The 16,831-nt window shown below is 69.3% G+C and carries 17 protein-coding genes and 2 pseudogenes; 8 read left to right on the top strand and 11 right to left on the bottom strand.

The genetic code is table 11. The features are described 5' to 3' along the window. Positions 1-133 precede the first annotated feature (133 nt). Complete coding sequence (locus ACIBK3_RS01160) at positions 134-727, bottom strand: hypothetical protein (RefSeq protein ID WP_399360586.1); 594 nt, start codon at positions 725-727, stop codon at positions 134-136. A 652-nt stretch (positions 728-1,379) separates the two neighbouring features. Here ACIBK3_RS01160 and ACIBK3_RS01165 point away from each other — a divergent pair. Continuing rightward, positions 1,380-1,703 (top strand): annotated as a pseudogene (locus tag ACIBK3_RS01165) (transposase); the annotation flags it as partial. Between the two features lie 200 nt (positions 1,704-1,903). Here ACIBK3_RS01165 and ACIBK3_RS01170 read toward each other — a convergent pair. The 4 genes from ACIBK3_RS01170 to ACIBK3_RS01185 form a co-directional block, all read right to left on the bottom strand. After that, a complete protein-coding gene (locus ACIBK3_RS01170; RefSeq protein ID WP_399360588.1) occupies positions 1,904-2,788 on the bottom strand; it encodes a helix-turn-helix transcriptional regulator in 885 nt (294 codons plus the stop codon). A gap of 99 nt (positions 2,789-2,887) precedes the next feature. Next, positions 2,888-3,832, bottom strand: a complete 945-nt coding sequence (locus tag ACIBK3_RS01175) for an alpha/beta hydrolase (protein ID WP_399360590.1) — start codon at positions 3,830-3,832, stop codon at positions 2,888-2,890. Positions 3,833-3,893: 61 nt separating this feature from the next. Continuing rightward, positions 3,894-4,361, bottom strand: a complete 468-nt coding sequence (locus ACIBK3_RS01180) for a cupin domain-containing protein (RefSeq protein ID WP_069764746.1) — start codon at positions 4,359-4,361, stop codon at positions 3,894-3,896. A 711-nt stretch (positions 4,362-5,072) separates the two neighbouring features. Next, positions 5,073-5,957 (bottom strand): alpha/beta fold hydrolase, encoded by an 885-nt coding sequence (locus ACIBK3_RS01185; protein WP_399360591.1) that lies wholly within the window; start codon positions 5,955-5,957, stop codon positions 5,073-5,075. 89 nt (positions 5,958-6,046) lie between these two features. Between ACIBK3_RS01185 and ACIBK3_RS01190 the strand changes: the two genes are divergently transcribed. Beyond that, positions 6,047-6,529, top strand: a complete 483-nt coding sequence (locus ACIBK3_RS01190) for a MarR family winged helix-turn-helix transcriptional regulator (RefSeq protein WP_266395508.1) — start codon at positions 6,047-6,049, stop codon at positions 6,527-6,529. Positions 6,530-6,889: 360 nt separating this feature from the next. Here ACIBK3_RS01190 and ACIBK3_RS01195 read toward each other — a convergent pair whose 3' ends face one another. From ACIBK3_RS01195 to ACIBK3_RS01210, 4 genes are all read right to left on the bottom strand, one after another. Further along, the gene (locus ACIBK3_RS01195; protein WP_399360594.1) at positions 6,890-7,111 is read right to left on the bottom strand and encodes a helix-turn-helix domain-containing protein; all 222 of its coding nucleotides are present in this window, start codon (positions 7,109-7,111) and stop codon (positions 6,890-6,892) included. A gap of 170 nt (positions 7,112-7,281) precedes the next feature. Then, entirely contained in the window at positions 7,282-7,638 is a 357-nt protein-coding gene (locus ACIBK3_RS01200) for an ASCH domain-containing protein (protein ID WP_399360596.1), read from the bottom strand. Then, positions 7,635-8,018: a hypothetical protein gene (locus ACIBK3_RS01205; protein ID WP_399360598.1), complete on the bottom strand. Its 384-nt coding sequence runs from the start codon at positions 8,016-8,018 to the stop codon at positions 7,635-7,637. Before ACIBK3_RS01205 ends, ACIBK3_RS01200 begins: the two co-directional genes overlap by 4 nt. Beyond that, positions 7,997-9,472, bottom strand: coding sequence for a recombinase family protein (locus ACIBK3_RS01210; RefSeq protein WP_399360600.1), 1,476 nt, complete (start codon positions 9,470-9,472; stop codon positions 7,997-7,999). The genes ACIBK3_RS01205 and ACIBK3_RS01210 overlap by 22 nt, the downstream gene beginning before the upstream one ends. A gap of 55 nt (positions 9,473-9,527) precedes the next feature. On the opposite strand from ACIBK3_RS01210, the pseudogene ACIBK3_RS01215 reads away from it, so the two are divergent. The 4 genes and pseudogenes from ACIBK3_RS01215 to ACIBK3_RS01230 all read left to right on the top strand — a co-directional run. Beyond that, positions 9,528-9,713: pseudogene (locus tag ACIBK3_RS01215) on the top strand (MBL fold metallo-hydrolase); the annotation flags it as partial. Positions 9,714-10,052: 339 nt separating this feature from the next. Continuing rightward, on the top strand, positions 10,053-10,937 hold the full coding sequence (locus ACIBK3_RS01220) for an ABC transporter substrate-binding protein (RefSeq protein ID WP_399360602.1): 885 nt from the start codon (positions 10,053-10,055) through the stop codon (positions 10,935-10,937). After that, complete coding sequence (locus ACIBK3_RS01225) at positions 10,934-11,851, top strand: amino acid ABC transporter permease (RefSeq protein ID WP_399360604.1); 918 nt, start codon at positions 10,934-10,936, stop codon at positions 11,849-11,851. Before ACIBK3_RS01220 ends, ACIBK3_RS01225 begins: the two co-directional genes overlap by 4 nt. Before the next feature lie 20 nt (positions 11,852-11,871). Continuing rightward, positions 11,872-12,600 (top strand): amino acid ABC transporter ATP-binding protein, encoded by a 729-nt coding sequence (locus ACIBK3_RS01230; protein WP_399362033.1) that lies wholly within the window; start codon positions 11,872-11,874, stop codon positions 12,598-12,600. A gap of 33 nt (positions 12,601-12,633) precedes the next feature. On the opposite strand, the gene aroQ is transcribed toward ACIBK3_RS01230, so the two are convergent. Beyond that, complete coding sequence (aroQ, locus tag ACIBK3_RS01235; protein ID WP_399360606.1) at positions 12,634-13,107, bottom strand: type II 3-dehydroquinate dehydratase; 474 nt, start codon at positions 13,105-13,107, stop codon at positions 12,634-12,636. 103 nt (positions 13,108-13,210) lie between these two features. On the opposite strand from aroQ, the gene ACIBK3_RS01240 reads away from it, so the two are divergent. Further along, a complete protein-coding gene (locus tag ACIBK3_RS01240; protein WP_399360608.1) occupies positions 13,211-14,257 on the top strand; it encodes a S66 peptidase family protein in 1,047 nt (348 codons plus the stop codon). 60 nt (positions 14,258-14,317) lie between these two features. Further along, on the top strand, positions 14,318-15,640 hold the full coding sequence (locus tag ACIBK3_RS01245; protein WP_399360610.1) for an MFS transporter: 1,323 nt from the start codon (positions 14,318-14,320) through the stop codon (positions 15,638-15,640). Positions 15,641-15,789: 149 nt separating this feature from the next. Here the strand turns inward: ACIBK3_RS01245 and ACIBK3_RS01250 are convergent, their stop codons facing one another. Continuing rightward, entirely contained in the window at positions 15,790-16,788 is a 999-nt protein-coding gene (locus ACIBK3_RS01250) for a TerC/Alx family metal homeostasis membrane protein (protein WP_399360612.1), read from the bottom strand. Between the last annotated feature and the right edge of the window lie 43 nt (positions 16,789-16,831).

The raw sequence follows: 16,831 nt of genomic DNA on the forward strand, positions 1-16,831 counted from the left end.
GCAATGGATCAAAACACACGGCAACAGACCGAAGCGGATCGCAACATCACCCCGGGGTCGTTTCCGTGCGTTCGAGGCCACGTCCCTTATGGGGTGCCGGTAAGAACCCTGTCACCAGCCGCAAACTCGCGTGTCAGGTGTCCGGGTCGGTGGCCGCTAGGCCAAGTGCCTGGATGACCTCTTGGGGGGAGGTCGCCAGCTGCGGCCGGTGGTCCAGGCGGGCTTGCTGGGCGGCGGTCAGATGGAAGACGTTGACGGTCCACTCCACTTTGACGATCAGCAGTGCGCCGACGCGCAGAACGGCATCCTTCGTCGAGTCGAGCGAGGCAAGCACCGGCCCCAGGTTCTGAAGCAGGGTCGCCGTGATGGTGGCGTCCTGGGCAAGGATCAGGCGGGAGTCAGCAACGTGTGCGGCCGTCAGGGCACCCTCGCGTACTGCCTCTGAGCGCATCGCTCGGCCGAGGCCGACCCAGATCCGGCGGAACCAGGACCCGATGACTGGGTCCTCACGGGCTTCGATGACCAGGCCGGCATTTTCCAGAAGGTCCTCGACGGCCGACTGGACGCCCGCGTGAGACGTCTCGTCCGAGAGATAGATCGTGACCGGGGCATAGCTGCTTTCGAGCTTTTCCCTGACGGCCTCGATCAGCTGACTCCTGCCCATCCGCCTGATGCGGTCATGACCCAGCAGATTCTCTGCGAGGGCCCGGAGCCTGACGCTCGGCATGTCGTTGAGGCCATCACCGCTGCGCCCCAGCTGGATGTGTCTGAAGGCGGGAGGGGGCGCAGACAGGGGAAAGGGAGCGTCCTGGAATTCCTGGCCGGAACCAATCCCTGAGGAGCTGTCTTCGGAGGGGCCCGAACTCATGTGACCTCGCATGCCAGTGCCGATTGCCAGTCGTCGGCAGGACCGTGGAGCGGCCTGTCGGAGTGCCCCACGGTACGGGCGACGTCGGGGCCTGAGGTCCCATCTGATGAAGTCTTGAGGATGCACGGATGCGTCAAGGGGGCTGGCGCCGACGTAGCCGCAGATTGCACGACGGACACGGATGGGAGGGCGATAGGCCGTACACCTCCGGCTAGTTGCGGCTGGTGACACGGTTCTTACCGGCACGTCGGCCGTGGGTTCAGGGTGACTGAGGTGCTTTCACCGGGAACCCCCGGCGTTTTCGGCAGGCAGGCATGAAAGTGCGGTGGGTCCGTTGCCGCTGATTCGGCAGGTCCTTCACCACTGGGCTCACTCGGCGCGCTGGCCGACACGGAGGACGCTCAGGTAACGGCGTGATGCCCGGTCGCCCATCCGCGTGCGGATGCGCTCGGCGATTGGGTCGAGCAGGGGCTCACGGACGTCGCGGTCGAGCTTCCGGTATGACGCCCAAGGCTCCCTGGTCGCGCGGGAGTTACTGTTCCGCCTCGCGCTGATGCACCCGGAGATCGCCATCGTCTGGGCCGACTCCGCCTACGCCAAGAACGGACTCATCCCCTGGGCGAAGAAGTACCTCGGCATCACCGTCAAGACAGTCCGCCGCCCGCCGGACACCAAGGGCTTCATCGTTCTGCCGCGCCGCTGGGCAGTTGAACGATCCTGGTCGTGGATCATGAGAGCCCGCCGCCACTGCCGCGACCACGAACGCCTCCCCGAGATGAGCGAAGCACTCATCACCTGGGTCTGCATCACGCTCATGAGCCGCCGCTTGACCCGCCAGAAGGCCCGCCCCGCCGAACGCCGCGACATCGCCCACGGCTACGTGCTGCCACAAGCCGCCTGACCAGCGCGGCAGATCCCGACGACCCTCTGTCACTCGGGCACGTTCACGCCTCAAGCGACAGCTCTCGTCGATCAGCTGCCAGGCGGGCCGTCCGCGCCAGCTCTGCGGCGCACTCCGTCGCAGCATCAAGCCGCTCACGCAACGATCCCCACCGGGCTCCCACTCGGTAACGGACAGGCAGCGCGCAGCGCGTCCAGTTTCTCCGCGTCGGTCGTCTCGGCCGCCGCCGTGTACGTGACGATCCTGAGGTCGGTGCCGGCGGCCAGCAGGACATCGAGGTCGAGCGCGATGTCTCCCATTCGGGGATGCTCGACGGTCTTGCGGTCGCCGACGTGGGTGCGGGCGCTGCCGTTGAACCACAGGCGGGCGAAGCGCGGGTTGCTGCGCAGCAGGCGGTCGACGAAGGCCGCCAGTCGCGCGTCCTCGGGATGGGCGGCCGCTGTCACGCGCAGGTCGGCGACGAGGTCCTCCTCCTCGACCTCGTCGCCCTCCCATGACCGAACGGGCCAGCCCGCGATCGGTTCCCGCCCTCGTCCGACCCTCGACCGGAACATCCCGTCGACGAGATTGCGCGCCTCCCAACCGTACGTGCGGGGATCGCCGACCGTGGCGGACCACATCGCGTTCCAGCCGATGAGCGTCCAGTCGGCCGCGAAGACCGCGGTGGGGTTCCCTCCCAACCGGCTCACCAGCCGCTGCACCCGCACGGGCACGTGACGGGAGACGTTCCCGGCGGAGGGCGGCGCGAGGTTGGCGCAGCGAAACAGGTGGTCACGCTCGGACGTGTCGAGGCGCAGCGCTCTGGCCAGCGCGGTGACCACCTGGGCCGAGGGGTGCCGAGCGCGGCCCTGTTCCAGCCGGACCACGTAGTCGACCGACAAGCCCGCCAGCCGGGCGAGTTCCTCCCGGCGCAGTCCGGGGATACGCCGGTCCCCGTCCGCCTCCAGCCCGGTGTCCCGCGGTGACACACGCTCACGCCAGCCCCGCAGCGCGACGCCGAAGTGGTTCGTCGTTGCCATGCAGCTCATCGTCGTCCAGATGTCCTGGACCGCAGGGTGCTTCCGCTGCCGTACAACGGAGTCTTTACTCGACCGTTCCTCGTGCCCGCCTGTGGTGGGTCACGACCTCGCCCCGGCCCGCAGGGCCTCACCGGACGTGTCGGTGGTGGCGCCGGTGGACCAGTGCGCGCGGGTGAACGCGGCGGCGGCGTCGAGTGCGGCATCGGCTTCGTCGAGCATCGGGGCGAATGCCTGGAAGACGTGCGGCACTTGGGGCCAGACCTGCAGTTCCACGTGGACGTCGTGCTCGGCGGCGCGGGCTGTCAGCCGTACGGCGTCGTCCAGCAGGATCTCGTGCGAGCCGACCTGGATGAGCAGGGGCGCCAGGCCGGTCAGGTCGGCGAAGACGGGGCTGGCCCGGGGCGCGGTGGGATCGGTGTCGCGCAGGTAGTCGCGGGCGCGTGTGCGCAGGCCTTCCGGGGTCAGCGCGGGATCGACGGCCGCTTTGCCGACCGCGCTGTCGCCGGACACGCTCAGGTCGGCCCACGGGGAGAAGACCGCGGCCGACGAGGGCTGGGGCAATCCCGCGTCCTTGGCGGCGAGCAGGGTCGCGACGGCGAGACCGCCGCCCGCCGATTCACCGACGAAAGCGATCGTGGAGCTGGGGATGCCATCGTCCAGCAGGGCGCGGTAGACGTCCAGGGCGTCGTCGACGGCGGCGGGGAAGGGGTGTTCGGGAGCCAGCCGGTAGTCGACACAGACGGCGCGTGCGGCGGTGCGGCGGGCGACATCGCCGGCCAGCCCAGCTGCGTCGGCCGCCGAACCAATGGCGTAGGCGCCGCCGTGCAGGTACAGCACGACGGTCGCCGGGTCGTTGTCCGGAGTCGCCACGGTGACGACGGGTACACCGCCCAACTCGCCTTCCTTGGTGGAGACGTCGGGGGGCAGCGGTATGGACGTCATCATGCCGTGGAAGACGGCACGCGCTTCGGCGACATCGCCTCCGAGGTCGAGCGGTCCGTGCCGCAGGAGTTCGTCGAGGGCCTGGCGCTGTTGCCGGGACATGGTGGTGCCTTTCGTCGTTCCGATGGGGGCGGTAGGGGGACCGCTGTGGACCCGCCGACGGTCAGCGCGGCGGCCCGACGATGATCTGGCCGTACATGTCGGCCGCTTCGGCCATGAGGTCCCGTGAGATCTCGAAGCCTTCGGGACGCGGGGTCGACAGGTCCCGTCCGGCGTGGCGGAACATGCCTTCGATGCCGGCGGGGGTGGCGATCATCAGCAGGTCGGCGGTGTCGGAGGTGATCCGGTAGCCGTGGGGGACGTTGCGGGGAAGGAACACGATGCCTCCCTCCGACAGTTCCATCTCCTGGTCGTCGCACCACAGGAGCGCACTGCCCTTGATCAGCATGAAGACCTCGTCCTCACGGGTGTGCGTGTGGTACGGCGGTGCCTCCCCCTTGCTGACGGAGAACCGTCCGACGGTCAACTGGCCGGCGGTGGCCGCACTGTCCAAAAGGACGGCGAACTGCCCGCCGTCCAGCCATTCGAGCTTCTGCTGCTCCTCGGGTTGTGCGAGGTAGGCCATGGTCATGACGGTGTCCGTTCTGCGCGATCGGAGCCGGCTTTCGAGGCGAACACGAGATGCGCGGCGAAAGCGCGGGAGCCATCGCCGCACGTCAAGCGCTGAACGTCAGATGCCCACGGTCGACGATCCCGCCGCGTCCCCCGCTGATCCGATCATCCCCTCGGCAGTACACCGGCCGCCAGCCGCACGGGTAGGAACGGCAGTACCACTCCCCCGTCCCGGCCGCTGCGCCACCGGCTCTCAGAAGCTGTGTCACATCCTCTTTCCGCAGGTCACGGTGTAATTGGATGGGTGGGTAACTGGCTTTCCGTTCGGTTCAGCGTCCACTGACGCTGAACCGAACGGACGTGGTCCTCACCATTCGTCCTCGTCAAACGGTTCTGGGTGCACATCGCACCGGACTCGGTCGACGGAGACGTCCTCGGTCTCGCCCCATGCCCACCGAATCCGGACCTTGCCCGGCGAGTAGTACCCAGTGCCGTCGTCTCCCCAGGGCGGTTCCGTCATTTCGATGAAGGTCACCCCGTAGTTGTTGTCCACCTTCAGGGGTTCGCCGGGACGACTTCACTGCCGTCGCGTCGGATCAACTTGGCCACGGCACCACCATTCACCTGATCGTGAAGCAGGGGGAAGGGGAAGAGTGGCTAGGGCGGCGTTCAGCGGCCCCACCTCGGGTCTTGCGGTGCCAGGGTGGATGTGATCGTGGGCCGGCCCGCGTTACTCCAGGTTGTCGAGTTTCTCGTAGAAGGACAGGAGGCCGTCTGCGAGCCTGTTGGGGGCTTCCATCGCCGCGTAGTGGCCGATCCCGTCGAGGGAGAGGGCGCTGACGTCCTCGGCGACCTGGCGCAGGGTCGCCGGGGTGAACTCTCCCGATCTGCCGCCGACGGCGAGCACGGGCGTGGTGAGTTTCCGGGATGCCAGTTGGCGGATTTCGTCGCCTTCGCGGAGCATCGATCGATACAGTCCGGCCGCGCCGTTGAACGCGGCGGGTCGTGCGTAGGAGCGGACGAGTTCGTCGATGTCGTCGTCGGTGAACGCGTCAGGGGCCACGCAGAGCGACGGGATCGCGTACTGCGCGAGGAATGCCCGTTCTCGGCCGGCGAGCAGCATTTCGGGGATGCCCGGGGCGGCGAGCACGCCGATGTGCCAGGCACCGCCGTGGGCGACGTCCGCGAGCCTTTCGACACCGAACCCGGGCAGCCCGGTCTCGATCGCTGCATAGCTTCGCACGAGGTCGGGGCGTGTGGCGGTGACGCGGAACGTGGTGGGACCGCTGATGTCCTGGCCCGTGAGGTGGACGGGGCCCGCGTCGAGCCGCGCGATCAGTTCGCTCAGGTCCTGGGCCGCGGTCACACTGTCGTGCGCTGTGGTCGCGGTGGCGGAGTCGCCGAAGCCGCGAAGGTCGGGGGCGAATACGCGGTGGTGCTCGCTGAGCAGGGGAATCAGCTTGCGGAAGACCCACCAGGTCTCGGGGAAGCCGTGGACCAGCATGACGGGAGAGCCGACGGTCCCGGCCGATATGTAGTGCAGTTCGGTCCCGTTCACGCTGACCTGGTGGTGTTCGACGCCCGGGATGGTGGCGCCGCCGGTCATGGGGTCCATCGTTCTCCTGGATTCGATCGACAACATAGTTGTCAATCTACGGGTCGACAACGTGATTGTCGACCTTCATTTCTCGTATGCTTCGTCGCATGGCACGTTCACCGGGCGCTGAACTCGCGCTGCTGCTTCTCGGCGGCTTCCAGTCGATGGTGGACGACGTGCACGGCGAACTGGCGCACCGCGGGCACCCGGGCGTGCGCGCATCGCATGAGTTCGCCCTGCGCGCCATCGACGAGGGAGCGGACACGGCCTCGGCGCTCGGCCGTCGGCTCTCGGTCTCCAAACAGGGCGCCGCCAGGACGATCGCCGCACTGGAGAGGCTCGGATACGTCGAACGGGAGCCCGACCCGAGCGACGGCCGCCTCAAACGGCTCCAGGTCACCGACCGCGGCCACGACATGATGACGCTCGGCGCCTCGCTCTTCGACGAGGTGCGCGAACGCTGGGCGGCGCATATGGGGCCCGAGCAACTTGAGGCTCTTGAAGCACACCTGGCCCGGCTTGTCGCGAGCCGGCCGTCGAGCGTCGAAGCCGCGGCACGGCTCAATGAAGATCTCGGCGAGGTCACCTGAGGACGCCCTCGCAGCCGTCACCACGTCCCCACTTCCACCGTCCAAGTGGTCCCAGCTCAAATCGCCCTACGATGCCACTTCGCGGATCTGTCAGCGATCACGGGGAGTCGCGGCGCAACGCCATCGCCGCAAGGACGGGCGGCATGGCGGCCTCCCACTCGCGAGCGAGGAGCCCGAGGTAGGTGGCCGGGACGGGGCCGGCGGACTGTCGGGGATGAGGTCGACGGCAGGCATGGGCGCCTCCGTGCTCGTGGGTTTCGTCCGGCCCTCAACCAGCGACGTGCGAGGCAGCGCGGTGGCCGGCCTCGGGGTGATGCAGCGCGCCCGGGCCCATAACCACGCAGGCGCGTTCGGCGACGGTCAGACGGTCGCCGTGGTGTCCCCAATTGGGGACGTCTCGGAGCGGCGGCGCTCCAGCTCGGTGCGGTGGATACGGACGCGGTGCCCGTTGGGGCCCAGGCGCTTCGCGCGCATGTCCGGATCGGCGGCGATCCAGCGGGAGACGGTGCCCACGTGGACTTGGAGGGCAGCGGCGAACTGCGCCCGGGTCAGCCACTCCGGGCCGTCGTCGGCGGTGCCCATACGGGCCTCCTTCGGTCGGTCAATGACGTACGCAACGGACCGCAATGAAGTGCAACGGACCGAAGCAGCGGGGCAGTGTGCCACAACGCGGCGACGTGCGCAGACGCACGAAAAAGGCCCCCGGCCGCGCCCCTCGTCGGAGGGGGCGGCCGGGGGCCTCTTCTCTGGGGTCAGTCGACCAGCTCAATACCGATGGCCAGGCACCCCAGCCTCTCCTTGTCCGGCGGGTAGATGCGCCGGATGTTGGCCAGTTGCTCCTCACGGGTCGCGTCGGGGTTCACCTGGGAGGGCCCTTCGGCGTCCAGGAGTTCCTCGAACGAGGCGTACTCGGCGACCCGCGTCACCCGCGTCAGGCATGACCGGTCGGTGTTCTTCACGGCGAACCGGATCAGATCACCGACCGCCAGGCCGTCGAACTTCGGGTACTTCACCCGGACTTCCCGGGTCTTGCGGCCGGCGGCCACGAGGTCGAAGTACTGGGGGTACAGGTTCAGCTCGATGACGCGGGCTGAGGTGGTGCGACTCATGTGGTCGGGCTCCCTGTGGGTACGGACATCAGCCGCGCCAGTTCCGCGGCCGAGTACGAGCGGAAGAAGTGCCGGGGGTGGGACAGCAGCAGTCCCGCCAAGTTCAGCAGGCGGTCCGCGAACTCCCCCACGGTGCCGGGCCACTTCCGGGTGTCGAGCATCCAGGGTTCGGCGCCTGCGGGCAACGCCGCCTCCCCGGAGCGGATGAGGCTCTTGGAGAGCTTGGCGCCCGTCTCGGCGACGACCATCGGGCAGAACAGCCGCGCGGGCAGTTGGCCCTGGGGCAGGCCGACCTCGGCCGGAACGACGACGTGGCCCCCGAGACACCGGGGGCCACGCCCGTACGGCAGCCGCGCGCTCAGTCGCCCGTCCGCGCCCACTGGAGCTCAACGGTGCTCTGGTCGAACCCGGGCCCCCGCCACGCCACCGGGCGCACCCGCAACCGAAGGCCCAGGCCGTCCAGGACCCGCCGCTGCTGCGGCACCTCGAGCGCTTCCCACGTCTCCGCCGACCGAGGCCCCACAAGGCCGTCGAAAGCGTCGAGGTCGAAGGCCGGCCGCAGCCGCCGGGCTTCGTTCTGCGCGTCCGTGATCTGCTTCGCCAGCTTCGCCGTGATACGCCGCAACTGCTCACGGGTGATGATCCCGTCCGCGTAGTCGTCCGCCGCCGCCTCCTGGCGCGCCTTCAGCCCCTCCGCCCGCTCCAGGGCCGCCAGGGCCGCCGAGTCGTCTCCGCGGAACACCTCGGCCGCCTCAGGCCGCGACAGCACACCCACAACCACCTGCCCCACGTACCGGTCGAGCGCTTCCTCATTCCGGCCGACGCAGCCTCCCGCGTCGCAGACGTACGTCGGCTGCTTCCTGCCCCGCTTCGCGTTCCCCTTCAGCGCAACCCGGAACACCGACCCGCACGGCCCGCACGTGGCGACCTCGCCCCACGTCAGCAGGTGCTTCCGCGCCCCCGGCAGCTCCCGCACCACCGCCCGCTCCGCGAACATGGTCCGCAGCTGCGCGTACTGCTCGTCCGTGATGAGCGCCGGCCATGCCGCCTTGTACTCCACACCCTGGTGCACGCGGAGACCCACGTTCGCCGGCCGCAGCGCGAGCTTCTTCACGCTGGTTTTGTTCCACAGCGACCCGTCCGCGTTCTGCCCGACAGCTCGCCGCTTCAGCCGCATCCCGGCACCGGGCGACGGCACACCACGCTCGTTCAGGTCAGCCGTGATGCCGATGAGACTGCCGCCAGCCAGCAGGCGGGTGACGATCTCCCGGACAATCCCGGCCTGTACCGGGTCCTCGACGTCATGGAATCCGCTCACCTGGCCTCGCGCGTCGTACTCGTACTGACGCCTCCACCCGTACGCCACGGCGCCGTTCGCCCGGCCCTCCTGGGCGCGCTCGAGGGCGCCCCGAGCCACCCGCTCACTCTTCACCTCGGACTCGGCGGTATCGGACTCGCCGAGGTTGGCGAGCTGCGACCGGTCCGACGCCTTCGCCATGTTGAACAGACCGCCCGACTCGAACGCGACCCAGCACCCCGCGTGCCGCAAGTCCTCGATCGCCTGTGCGCGCTCAACACGGCGCCGCCACACGCGCGACGGGTGGTAGCCCGCGACGATGACCCGGACACCGGGTTCGCGGGCGGCCTCGATGGCGTCGGCCATCAGCCGGTCGTACTCGGGGCGTTCCTCGCCCGAGTGGGCGGAGACGTCGTTCTCGATGTACTCGCCGCCGACCTCCCAGCCGTTCTCCTCGGAGAACGTTCGCAGGTCGCTCATCTGCCGATTGACGCCCCGTCGGCGGTCGCGGGGGTCCTCGGAGATCCGCGCGTACAAGAAGACGAGGGTACGGCGCGGGAGCGTCTTAGTGTTCGGGAGAGGACCCTAGGACTTCTCCGGCGGTGTGGGCAACACCCGCAAGAACCCGAAGGCGTTCGCCAGCCTGATCCACGACGTCGAGACGAAGATCTTCGACGTGCTCCCGGACGAGACCTGGGTCTACCCCGGACACGACAACGACACGACCCTGGGTGCTGAGCGCCCGCATCTGCCGGAGTGGCACGCGCGCGGGTGGTGAGCGCGGCGTTGAGCCGGCCGTAGGCGCGAGGCAGTGCGTGCGGGCCTCGGCCCGTAAAGCGCACGCCCCGCGCACGCGCCCCGTGTGAACCGTTCACACGCGCCGGTGTCACGCGCGCGCTCCCCGCGCACCTGGTCGCGCAGTCAACTGGAGGCAGCCCCGCGCAGGATGACGGCTCCTGCGCGGTACGGGCCGCCGGTCTTTCGATCCCCGCCCTCGACCGGCGGCCCCGGCGTGTCTCCTGCCACGTGTTCACAAGACCGCAACACGGTTCCCAGTATGCGGACAATTCCCGCTGTGACCTCGACAAACGGGATGGTCGGCTGTCAATCTCCCGCCATGCATCTTGCCCCGCGCGTGCTCCACCGCGCCGTCGCCGCCGCGACCATAGCCCTGCTCGCCACCGCCGTCGGCTGTGCTCCGCAGCCGGAGGAGAAGGCCACCGGCGCCGCCTCGGGTTCGGCCGGGGCCACCTGCGCCAAGGGCAAGCTGGCCACCAAGTCCTCCGGGAAGCTGACCGTCGCCACCGACGAGCCTGCGTATGAGCCGTGGTTCAAGGACGACAAGCCGGCCAACGGCGAGGGCTTCGAGTCGGCGGTCGCGTACGCCGTGGCGAAGCAGCTCGGCTACGACAAGAGCGCCGTCGTCTGGCAGAGCGTCCCCTTCAACAAGGCCTTCGCGCCCGGTGAGAAGACGTTCGACTTCGACATCAACCAGGTGTCGATCAGCGCGGAGCGCAAGAAGGCCGTCGACTTCTCGGCCGGCTACTACGACGTGCGCCAGGCGGTCATCGCGCTCAAGGGCACCAAGGCCGCGAAGGCGACGGGCATCGCGGACCTGAAGGGCCTCAAGCTGGGCGCCCAGGTCGGCACGACCAGCCTCGACTACATCGACGACGTGGTGAAGCCGACGCGGCAGGCCGCCGTGTACGCCAAGAACGACCAGGCCAAGTCCGCGCTGAAGAACGGCCAGGTCGACGCCATCGTCACCGACCTGCCGACCGCGTTCTACATCACCGCGGCCGAGGTGACGGACGCGAAGATCGTGGGCCAGTTCGAGAACCAGGGCGGTACTCCGGAGCAGTTCGGGCTCGTGCTCGACAAGGGCAGCGCGCTCACCTCGTGCGTGACGGACGCCGTGGACGCCCTGCGCAAGGACGGCACCCTGGCGAAGCTGGAGAAGCAGTGGCTGTCCGACGCCGTCGACGCCCCGGTGCTCAAGTGACGCTCGCCAAGGAGGAGTCCGGCCAGGAGGGCGCGGACGACAAGGGTGACGTGACGGCCGGCGGCGACGGATACACCCCGTCGCAGCGTCGGATCGAACGCGAGGCCTACCAACGCGCCCGCTCCCGCCGCGCCACGGCCATCGCCGCGCTCTCCACCCTGGCCACCGGTGCCGTCCTCTATCTGGTCGTCGTCAACGCGCCCGGCTGGCAGCGCACCAAGGAGACGTTCTTCAACGGGCAGTACGCGCGCGAGGCATTGCCCAAGGTCCTCGACGGGCTGTGGCTCAATGTCCGGCTGCTGCTGGTCTGCGGCGTCGCCGTGCTGGTCCTCGGGATGCTCATCGCCATCGCCCGCACCCTGCGCGGCCCGGTCTTCTTCCCCCTGCGGGTTCTCGCCGCCGCCTACACCGACTTCTTCCGGGGACTGCCGCTCATCATCAACCTGATGATCGTGGTCCTCGGTGTCCCCGCGCTGCGGCTGCAGGGCGTGACCGTCGACCCGGTGCTGCTGGGCGGCACGGCGCTCACGCTCACGTACTCGGCCTACGTCGCCGAGGTGTTCCGCGCCGGCATCGAGTCCGTGCATCCCTCCCAGCGCGCCGCGGCCCGCTCGCTCGGCCTCAACAACCGGCAGGCGCTGCGGTACGTCGTCCTGCCGCAGGCCGTGCGCCGTCAGGTGCCGCCCCTGCTGAACGACTTGGTGTCGCTGCAGAAGGACACCGGGCTCGTGTCGATCGGCGGCGCGATCGACGCCGTACGGGCCGCTGACATCATCGTGGGCCGCAGCCTCAACTACACGCCGTACATCGTCGCGGGCCTGGTCTTCGTGGCGTTGACGATCCCGATGACACGGTTCACGGACTGGGTGACGGCCCGGATGGACCGGCGCCGGGCCCAGGGAGGAACGCTGTGAGCGAGACACCCGTGCTGCGCATGCGGTCCGTCCGCAAGACCTTCGGCGACTCGGTCGTGCTGCGGGACGTCGATCTGGAGGTCGCCCCGCACACCGTGACCGCGCTGATCGGTGCGTCCGGGTCCGGCAAGTCCACGCTGCTCAGGTGCGCGAACCTCCTGGAGGAGATCGACGACGGCGCGATCTGGCTGGACGACGAGGAGATCACCCACCCGCGCGCGGACCAGGACGCGGTACGCCGCCGTATCGGCGTGGTCTTCCAGGCGTACAACCTCTTCCCGCACATGACGGTGCTGGACAACATCACGCTCGCTCCGCGCCGTGTGCACGGGGTCTCCCGCGCGGAGGCCGAGGCACGCGCGCGTGAGCTGCTGGAGCGGCTCGGGCTGGGCGGCAGGGCGGGCGAGTACCCGGACCGGCTCAGCGGCGGTCAGCAGCAGCGCGTGGCGATCGTGCGCGCCCTGGCCGCACGCCCCCGGCTGCTGCTGCTCGACGAGATCACGGCCGCGCTCGACCCGGAGCTCGTGGGTGAGGTCCTCGCCGTCGTCCGCGATCTGAAAGCCGACGGCATGACCATGGTGCTGGCCACGCACGAGATGGGCTTCGCCCGCGATGTCGCCGACCAGGTGTGCTTCCTGGACTCGGGGGTGGTGCTGGAGCGCGGCACCGCCGAGCAGATCTTCGGCGACCCGCGGCACGAACGGACGCAGCGCTTCCTGCGGCGGATCGTGGAGGCGGGGCGGTTGTGAGGAGCCGCTCACCGCGTCCGGGGACGTAAACGCTTACGCGTTCGCCTGCCCCGCCCCCGCCAGCGCAGCGACCCGCTCCACCCCGAACGCGTACCCCTGCACCCCGCAGCCGGCGATGACGCCGTCGGCGCGCAGCGAGACGTACGAGTGGTGCCTGAAGGACTCGCGCTGGTGGATGTTGGAGATGTGGACCTCCAGCACCGGAAGTCCGTCACAGGTGTTGAGCGCGTCCAGGATCGCGACCGAGGTGTGCGAGTAGGCGCCGGGGTTGATCACGATGCCGCAGTGGTGGAGCCGCGCCTCGTGGATCCAGTCGACCAACTCGCCCTCGTGGTTTGACTGCCGGAAGTCCACCGTGCCGCCGTGCGCGGCCGCCGTCTTGGCGCACAGGGCCTCGACGTCGGCGAGAGTGTCGGAGCCGTAGATCTCCGGCTGGCGCTGGCCGAGCAGGTTCAGGTTGGGGCCGTTGAGGATCATGATCGGGGCGTTGGCCAGGGTGCGGGGCACGGTTCCTCCGGTCCGTTCGGGGTGGGGCGATCCCTGGGGGACCGCTGCTCGGACCCGGTTTATCACGGTGCGCGCGCGGGGCGACGGCTCGTACGCTCGCGGGATGACGACACCCGTCTGTCCCGCCAAGCCCTCCCCCGGCGACCGCGTCGCCGTCGTCTCACCGTCCGCCGGCCTGCCCGGGCTTTTCCCGCGCCCCTACGAGCTCGGCCTTGAGCGGCTGCGCAAGGAGTACGGACTCGAACCCGTCGAGTACCCGGCGACCCGCACGATGGGCTCGACACCGCGGGAGCGGGCCGACGACCTCCACGCGGCCTTCGCCGACCCGGACATCAAGGCGGTCGTCGCGTCGATCGGCGGCGACGACCAGATCACCGTACTTCCCTTGCTGGACCGGGATTTGATCCGGGCGAACCCGAAGCCCTTCTTCGGGATGAGCGACGACACCAACCTGCTCGCGTACCTGTACAACACCGGGATCGTCGGCTGCTACGGCGCCGCCGTGATGGTCGAGCTGGGCCGTCCCGGTGCCATGCACCCGCAGACCGCCGAGTCCCTGCGGGCGGCGCTCTTCACCACGGGCGCTCACGAGTTGAAGCCGGCCGAGCACTGGACCGACGTCCACCGCGACTGGGCGGACCCCGCGACCTTCGACGGTGAACCGGAGACCCGCCCAGGCACCGGATGGACCTGGCTGAACGCCGACCGCGTGGTCGAGGGACGCAGTTGGGGCGGCTGCCTGGAGACCGTCGGCGGACTGCTGATGGCGGACCGGGAGATCTCCCACGACCTGTCGGTGTACGACGGCGGAGTGCTGTTCCTGGAGACCTCGGAGGAACTGCCGAGCGGCCGGGAGGTCTTCCGCACGCTGCGCGCCATGGGCGAGCGCGGGCTGCTCCAGCGCTTCTCCGCCCTCCTGATGGGCCGCCCGAAGGCCTGGTCCTTCGAACACCCCAACAGCCCTGCGGAGGCCGCGCGTTACGCCGCCGACCAGCGTGAGGCCGTACTGCGTGCCACGCGCGCGTACACTCCCGGCACCACGATCGTCTTCGACGTCGACTTCGGCCACACCGATCCACAACTCGTCCTCCCCTACGGCGGCACGGTGCGCGTCGACGGTCCCGCCCGGCGCATCACCGTCACCTACTGACGCGGGCCGCGACCCCGTGCGCCCCCGTAACCGGCGATCACCGTGGGTAGTTGAAGCAGCATGCACGACGTACGCTCCGTAAGGGCACCCTCCATGCTGCGGCTCGCGGCCGCCTCGCTCGCCGGGACGGCCGTCGAGTTCTACGACTTCTTCGTCTACGGGACCGCGGCGGCGCTGATCCTGGGGCCGCTGTTCTTCCCGACGTTCTCGCCGGCGGCGGGGACTCTGGCCGCCTTCGGGACCTTCGGCGTGGGGTTCGTCGCGCGCCCGCTCGGTTCGGTGCTGTTCGGGCACATCGGGGACCGGCACGGGCGTCGGCCGGTCCTGGTCGCCTCGCTGCTGTTGACGGGCACCTCCACGGTGGCGGTCGGCTGTGTCCCGACGTACGACACGATCGGCGTGACCGCGCCGGTGCTGCTGCTGGTGCTGCGTTTTCTGCAGGGGCTGGGGCTGGGCGGGGAATGGGGCGGGGCCGTGCTGCTGACCGCGGAGCACGCACCCGCCGAGCGGCGCGGCCTGTGGTCGAGCTTCCCGCAGGTGGGCCCTGCGCTGGGCTTCCTGCTCGCCAACGGTGTGGTGCTGGCGCTGTCGTCGACGCTGTCCGAGGCAGAGTTCGCCCAGTGGGGCTGGCGGGTTCCGTTCTGGGCGGCCGGGGTGCTGGCCGTGGTCGGGCTGTGGCTGCGGTCGTCGCTCACCGAGAGTCCCGGATTCCTCGACATCGACGACCACGCGCGCGTACCGCTCGTCGAGGTGGTGCGCGGCCACTGGCGACTCGTCCTGCTGACGGCCGGCGCACTCTCGGTCGGATACGCGATCTTCTACGCTGTCACGACCTGGTCCCTCTCCTACGCGACCGAACGCCTCGGCGTCAGCCGTGTCGTCACGCTGACCTGCATCATGGCCGCGGTGCTGGTGAAGGGCTCGCTCACGCCGGTGGCGGCGCTGCTCGGCGACCGGTACGGGCGGCGGCCGCTGTGCCTGGCCGGCTGCGCGGCGGCCGCCGTGTGGATGTTCCCGATGGTCGCGCTCCTCGCGACCGGTGAGCCGTTGCCGATGTTCCTGGGTTTCCTGGGAGCGATGCTCGCGTTCATCACGATGTTCGCCGTGATCGCCGCGTATCTGCCGGAGTTGTACGAGCCCCGGGTGCGCTGCACGGGCGCCGCGGTCGGCTACAACCTCGGCGGGGTGGTCGGCGGCGCGCTCACGCCGATCGTGGCGACGGCGCTGGTCGAGCAGGGCGGCCGGGTGCCGTGGGGCGTGGGGGCGTATCTGACGGGGATCGCCCTGCTGAGTCTGGGGTGCTTCGCGCTGCTGCCGGAGACACGGCCGGTACCGGCGACGTCACAACCGGCACAACCGGCACCCGAGCCGGCCACGGACTGAGCGCGAGCGCGTAAGCGATTGCGCACGCGTTTGCGCACTTGGACGAGATTGCCGGAGAGCCTGGCGGGTGACCGGGCCCGAACCAGGAGCGGTGCTCGGCAATGCGCCGCGCACCGCTCCCGGGGTGGCTGTTCGTACGTCCTACGTGGTCAAGCCTCGATGCTGTCCTTCGGAGCGTCGTCGCTGTGCGCCTGCGCCGCCTCGGCCGCCTGCTTCTTGGACGCCCTCAGGCTGGTGATCGTGGTGACGATCAGGACGGAGCAGATCACGCCGAGGGAGACCGGAATGCTGATCTCCGGCACATGGACCCCGGACTCGTGCAGTGCGTGCAGGACCAGCTTGACGCCGATGAAGCCCAGGATGATCGACAGACCGTAACTGAGGTGGACCAGTTTCCTCAGCAGGCCGCCGATGAGGAAGTACAGCTGCCGCAGGCCCATCAGAGCGAAGGCGTTGGCGGTGAAGACGATGTACGGGTCCTGGGTCAGGCCGAAGATCGCGGGAATCGAGTCGAGCGCGAAGAGCACGTCGGTGGTGCCGATCGCGAGCATGACGACCAGCATCGGGGTCATGACCCGCTTGCCGTTCTCCTGGATCCACAGCTTGGTGCCGTGGTACCGGTCGGCCACACCGAAGCGCTGCTCCACCGCTTTCAGCAGCTTGTTCTCCTCGAACTCCTCGTCCTCCTCGTCGGCCCGGGCCTCCTGGATGAGTTTCCAGGCGGTCCAGATCAGGAAGGCGCCGAAGAGATAGAACACCCACGAGAAACTGGCGAGGATGGCGGCACCCGCGGCGATGAAGATCGCCCGCAGGACCAGGGCTATGAGGACGCCGATGAGGAGCACCCGCTGCTGGTACTGCGAGGGCACCGCGAACTTCGCCATGATCAGGACGAAGACGAAGAGGTTGTCGACGCTCAGCGACTTCTCGGTGATGAAGCCCGCGAAGAACTCACCGGACGGCTGTCCGCCGCCGAAGATCAGCAGGCCGAGCCCGAAGAGACCGGCCAGGGCGATCCAGACGACGGTCCAGATTCCCGCTTCCTTTATGGACACGTCGTGCGGCTTGCGGCCGATGAAGAAGTCGACCGCGATGAGGGCGGCAAGGCCCACGATCGTCAGGACCCACAGGGTCAGGGAAACATTCACTGCGCCTCCGGCAATACGTAACGGCAAGAAACCAGCGTCGTCG

This window comes from Streptomyces sp. NPDC050287, from assembly GCF_044459385.1.
Taxonomy (GTDB): domain Bacteria; phylum Actinomycetota; class Actinomycetes; order Streptomycetales; family Streptomycetaceae; genus Streptomyces.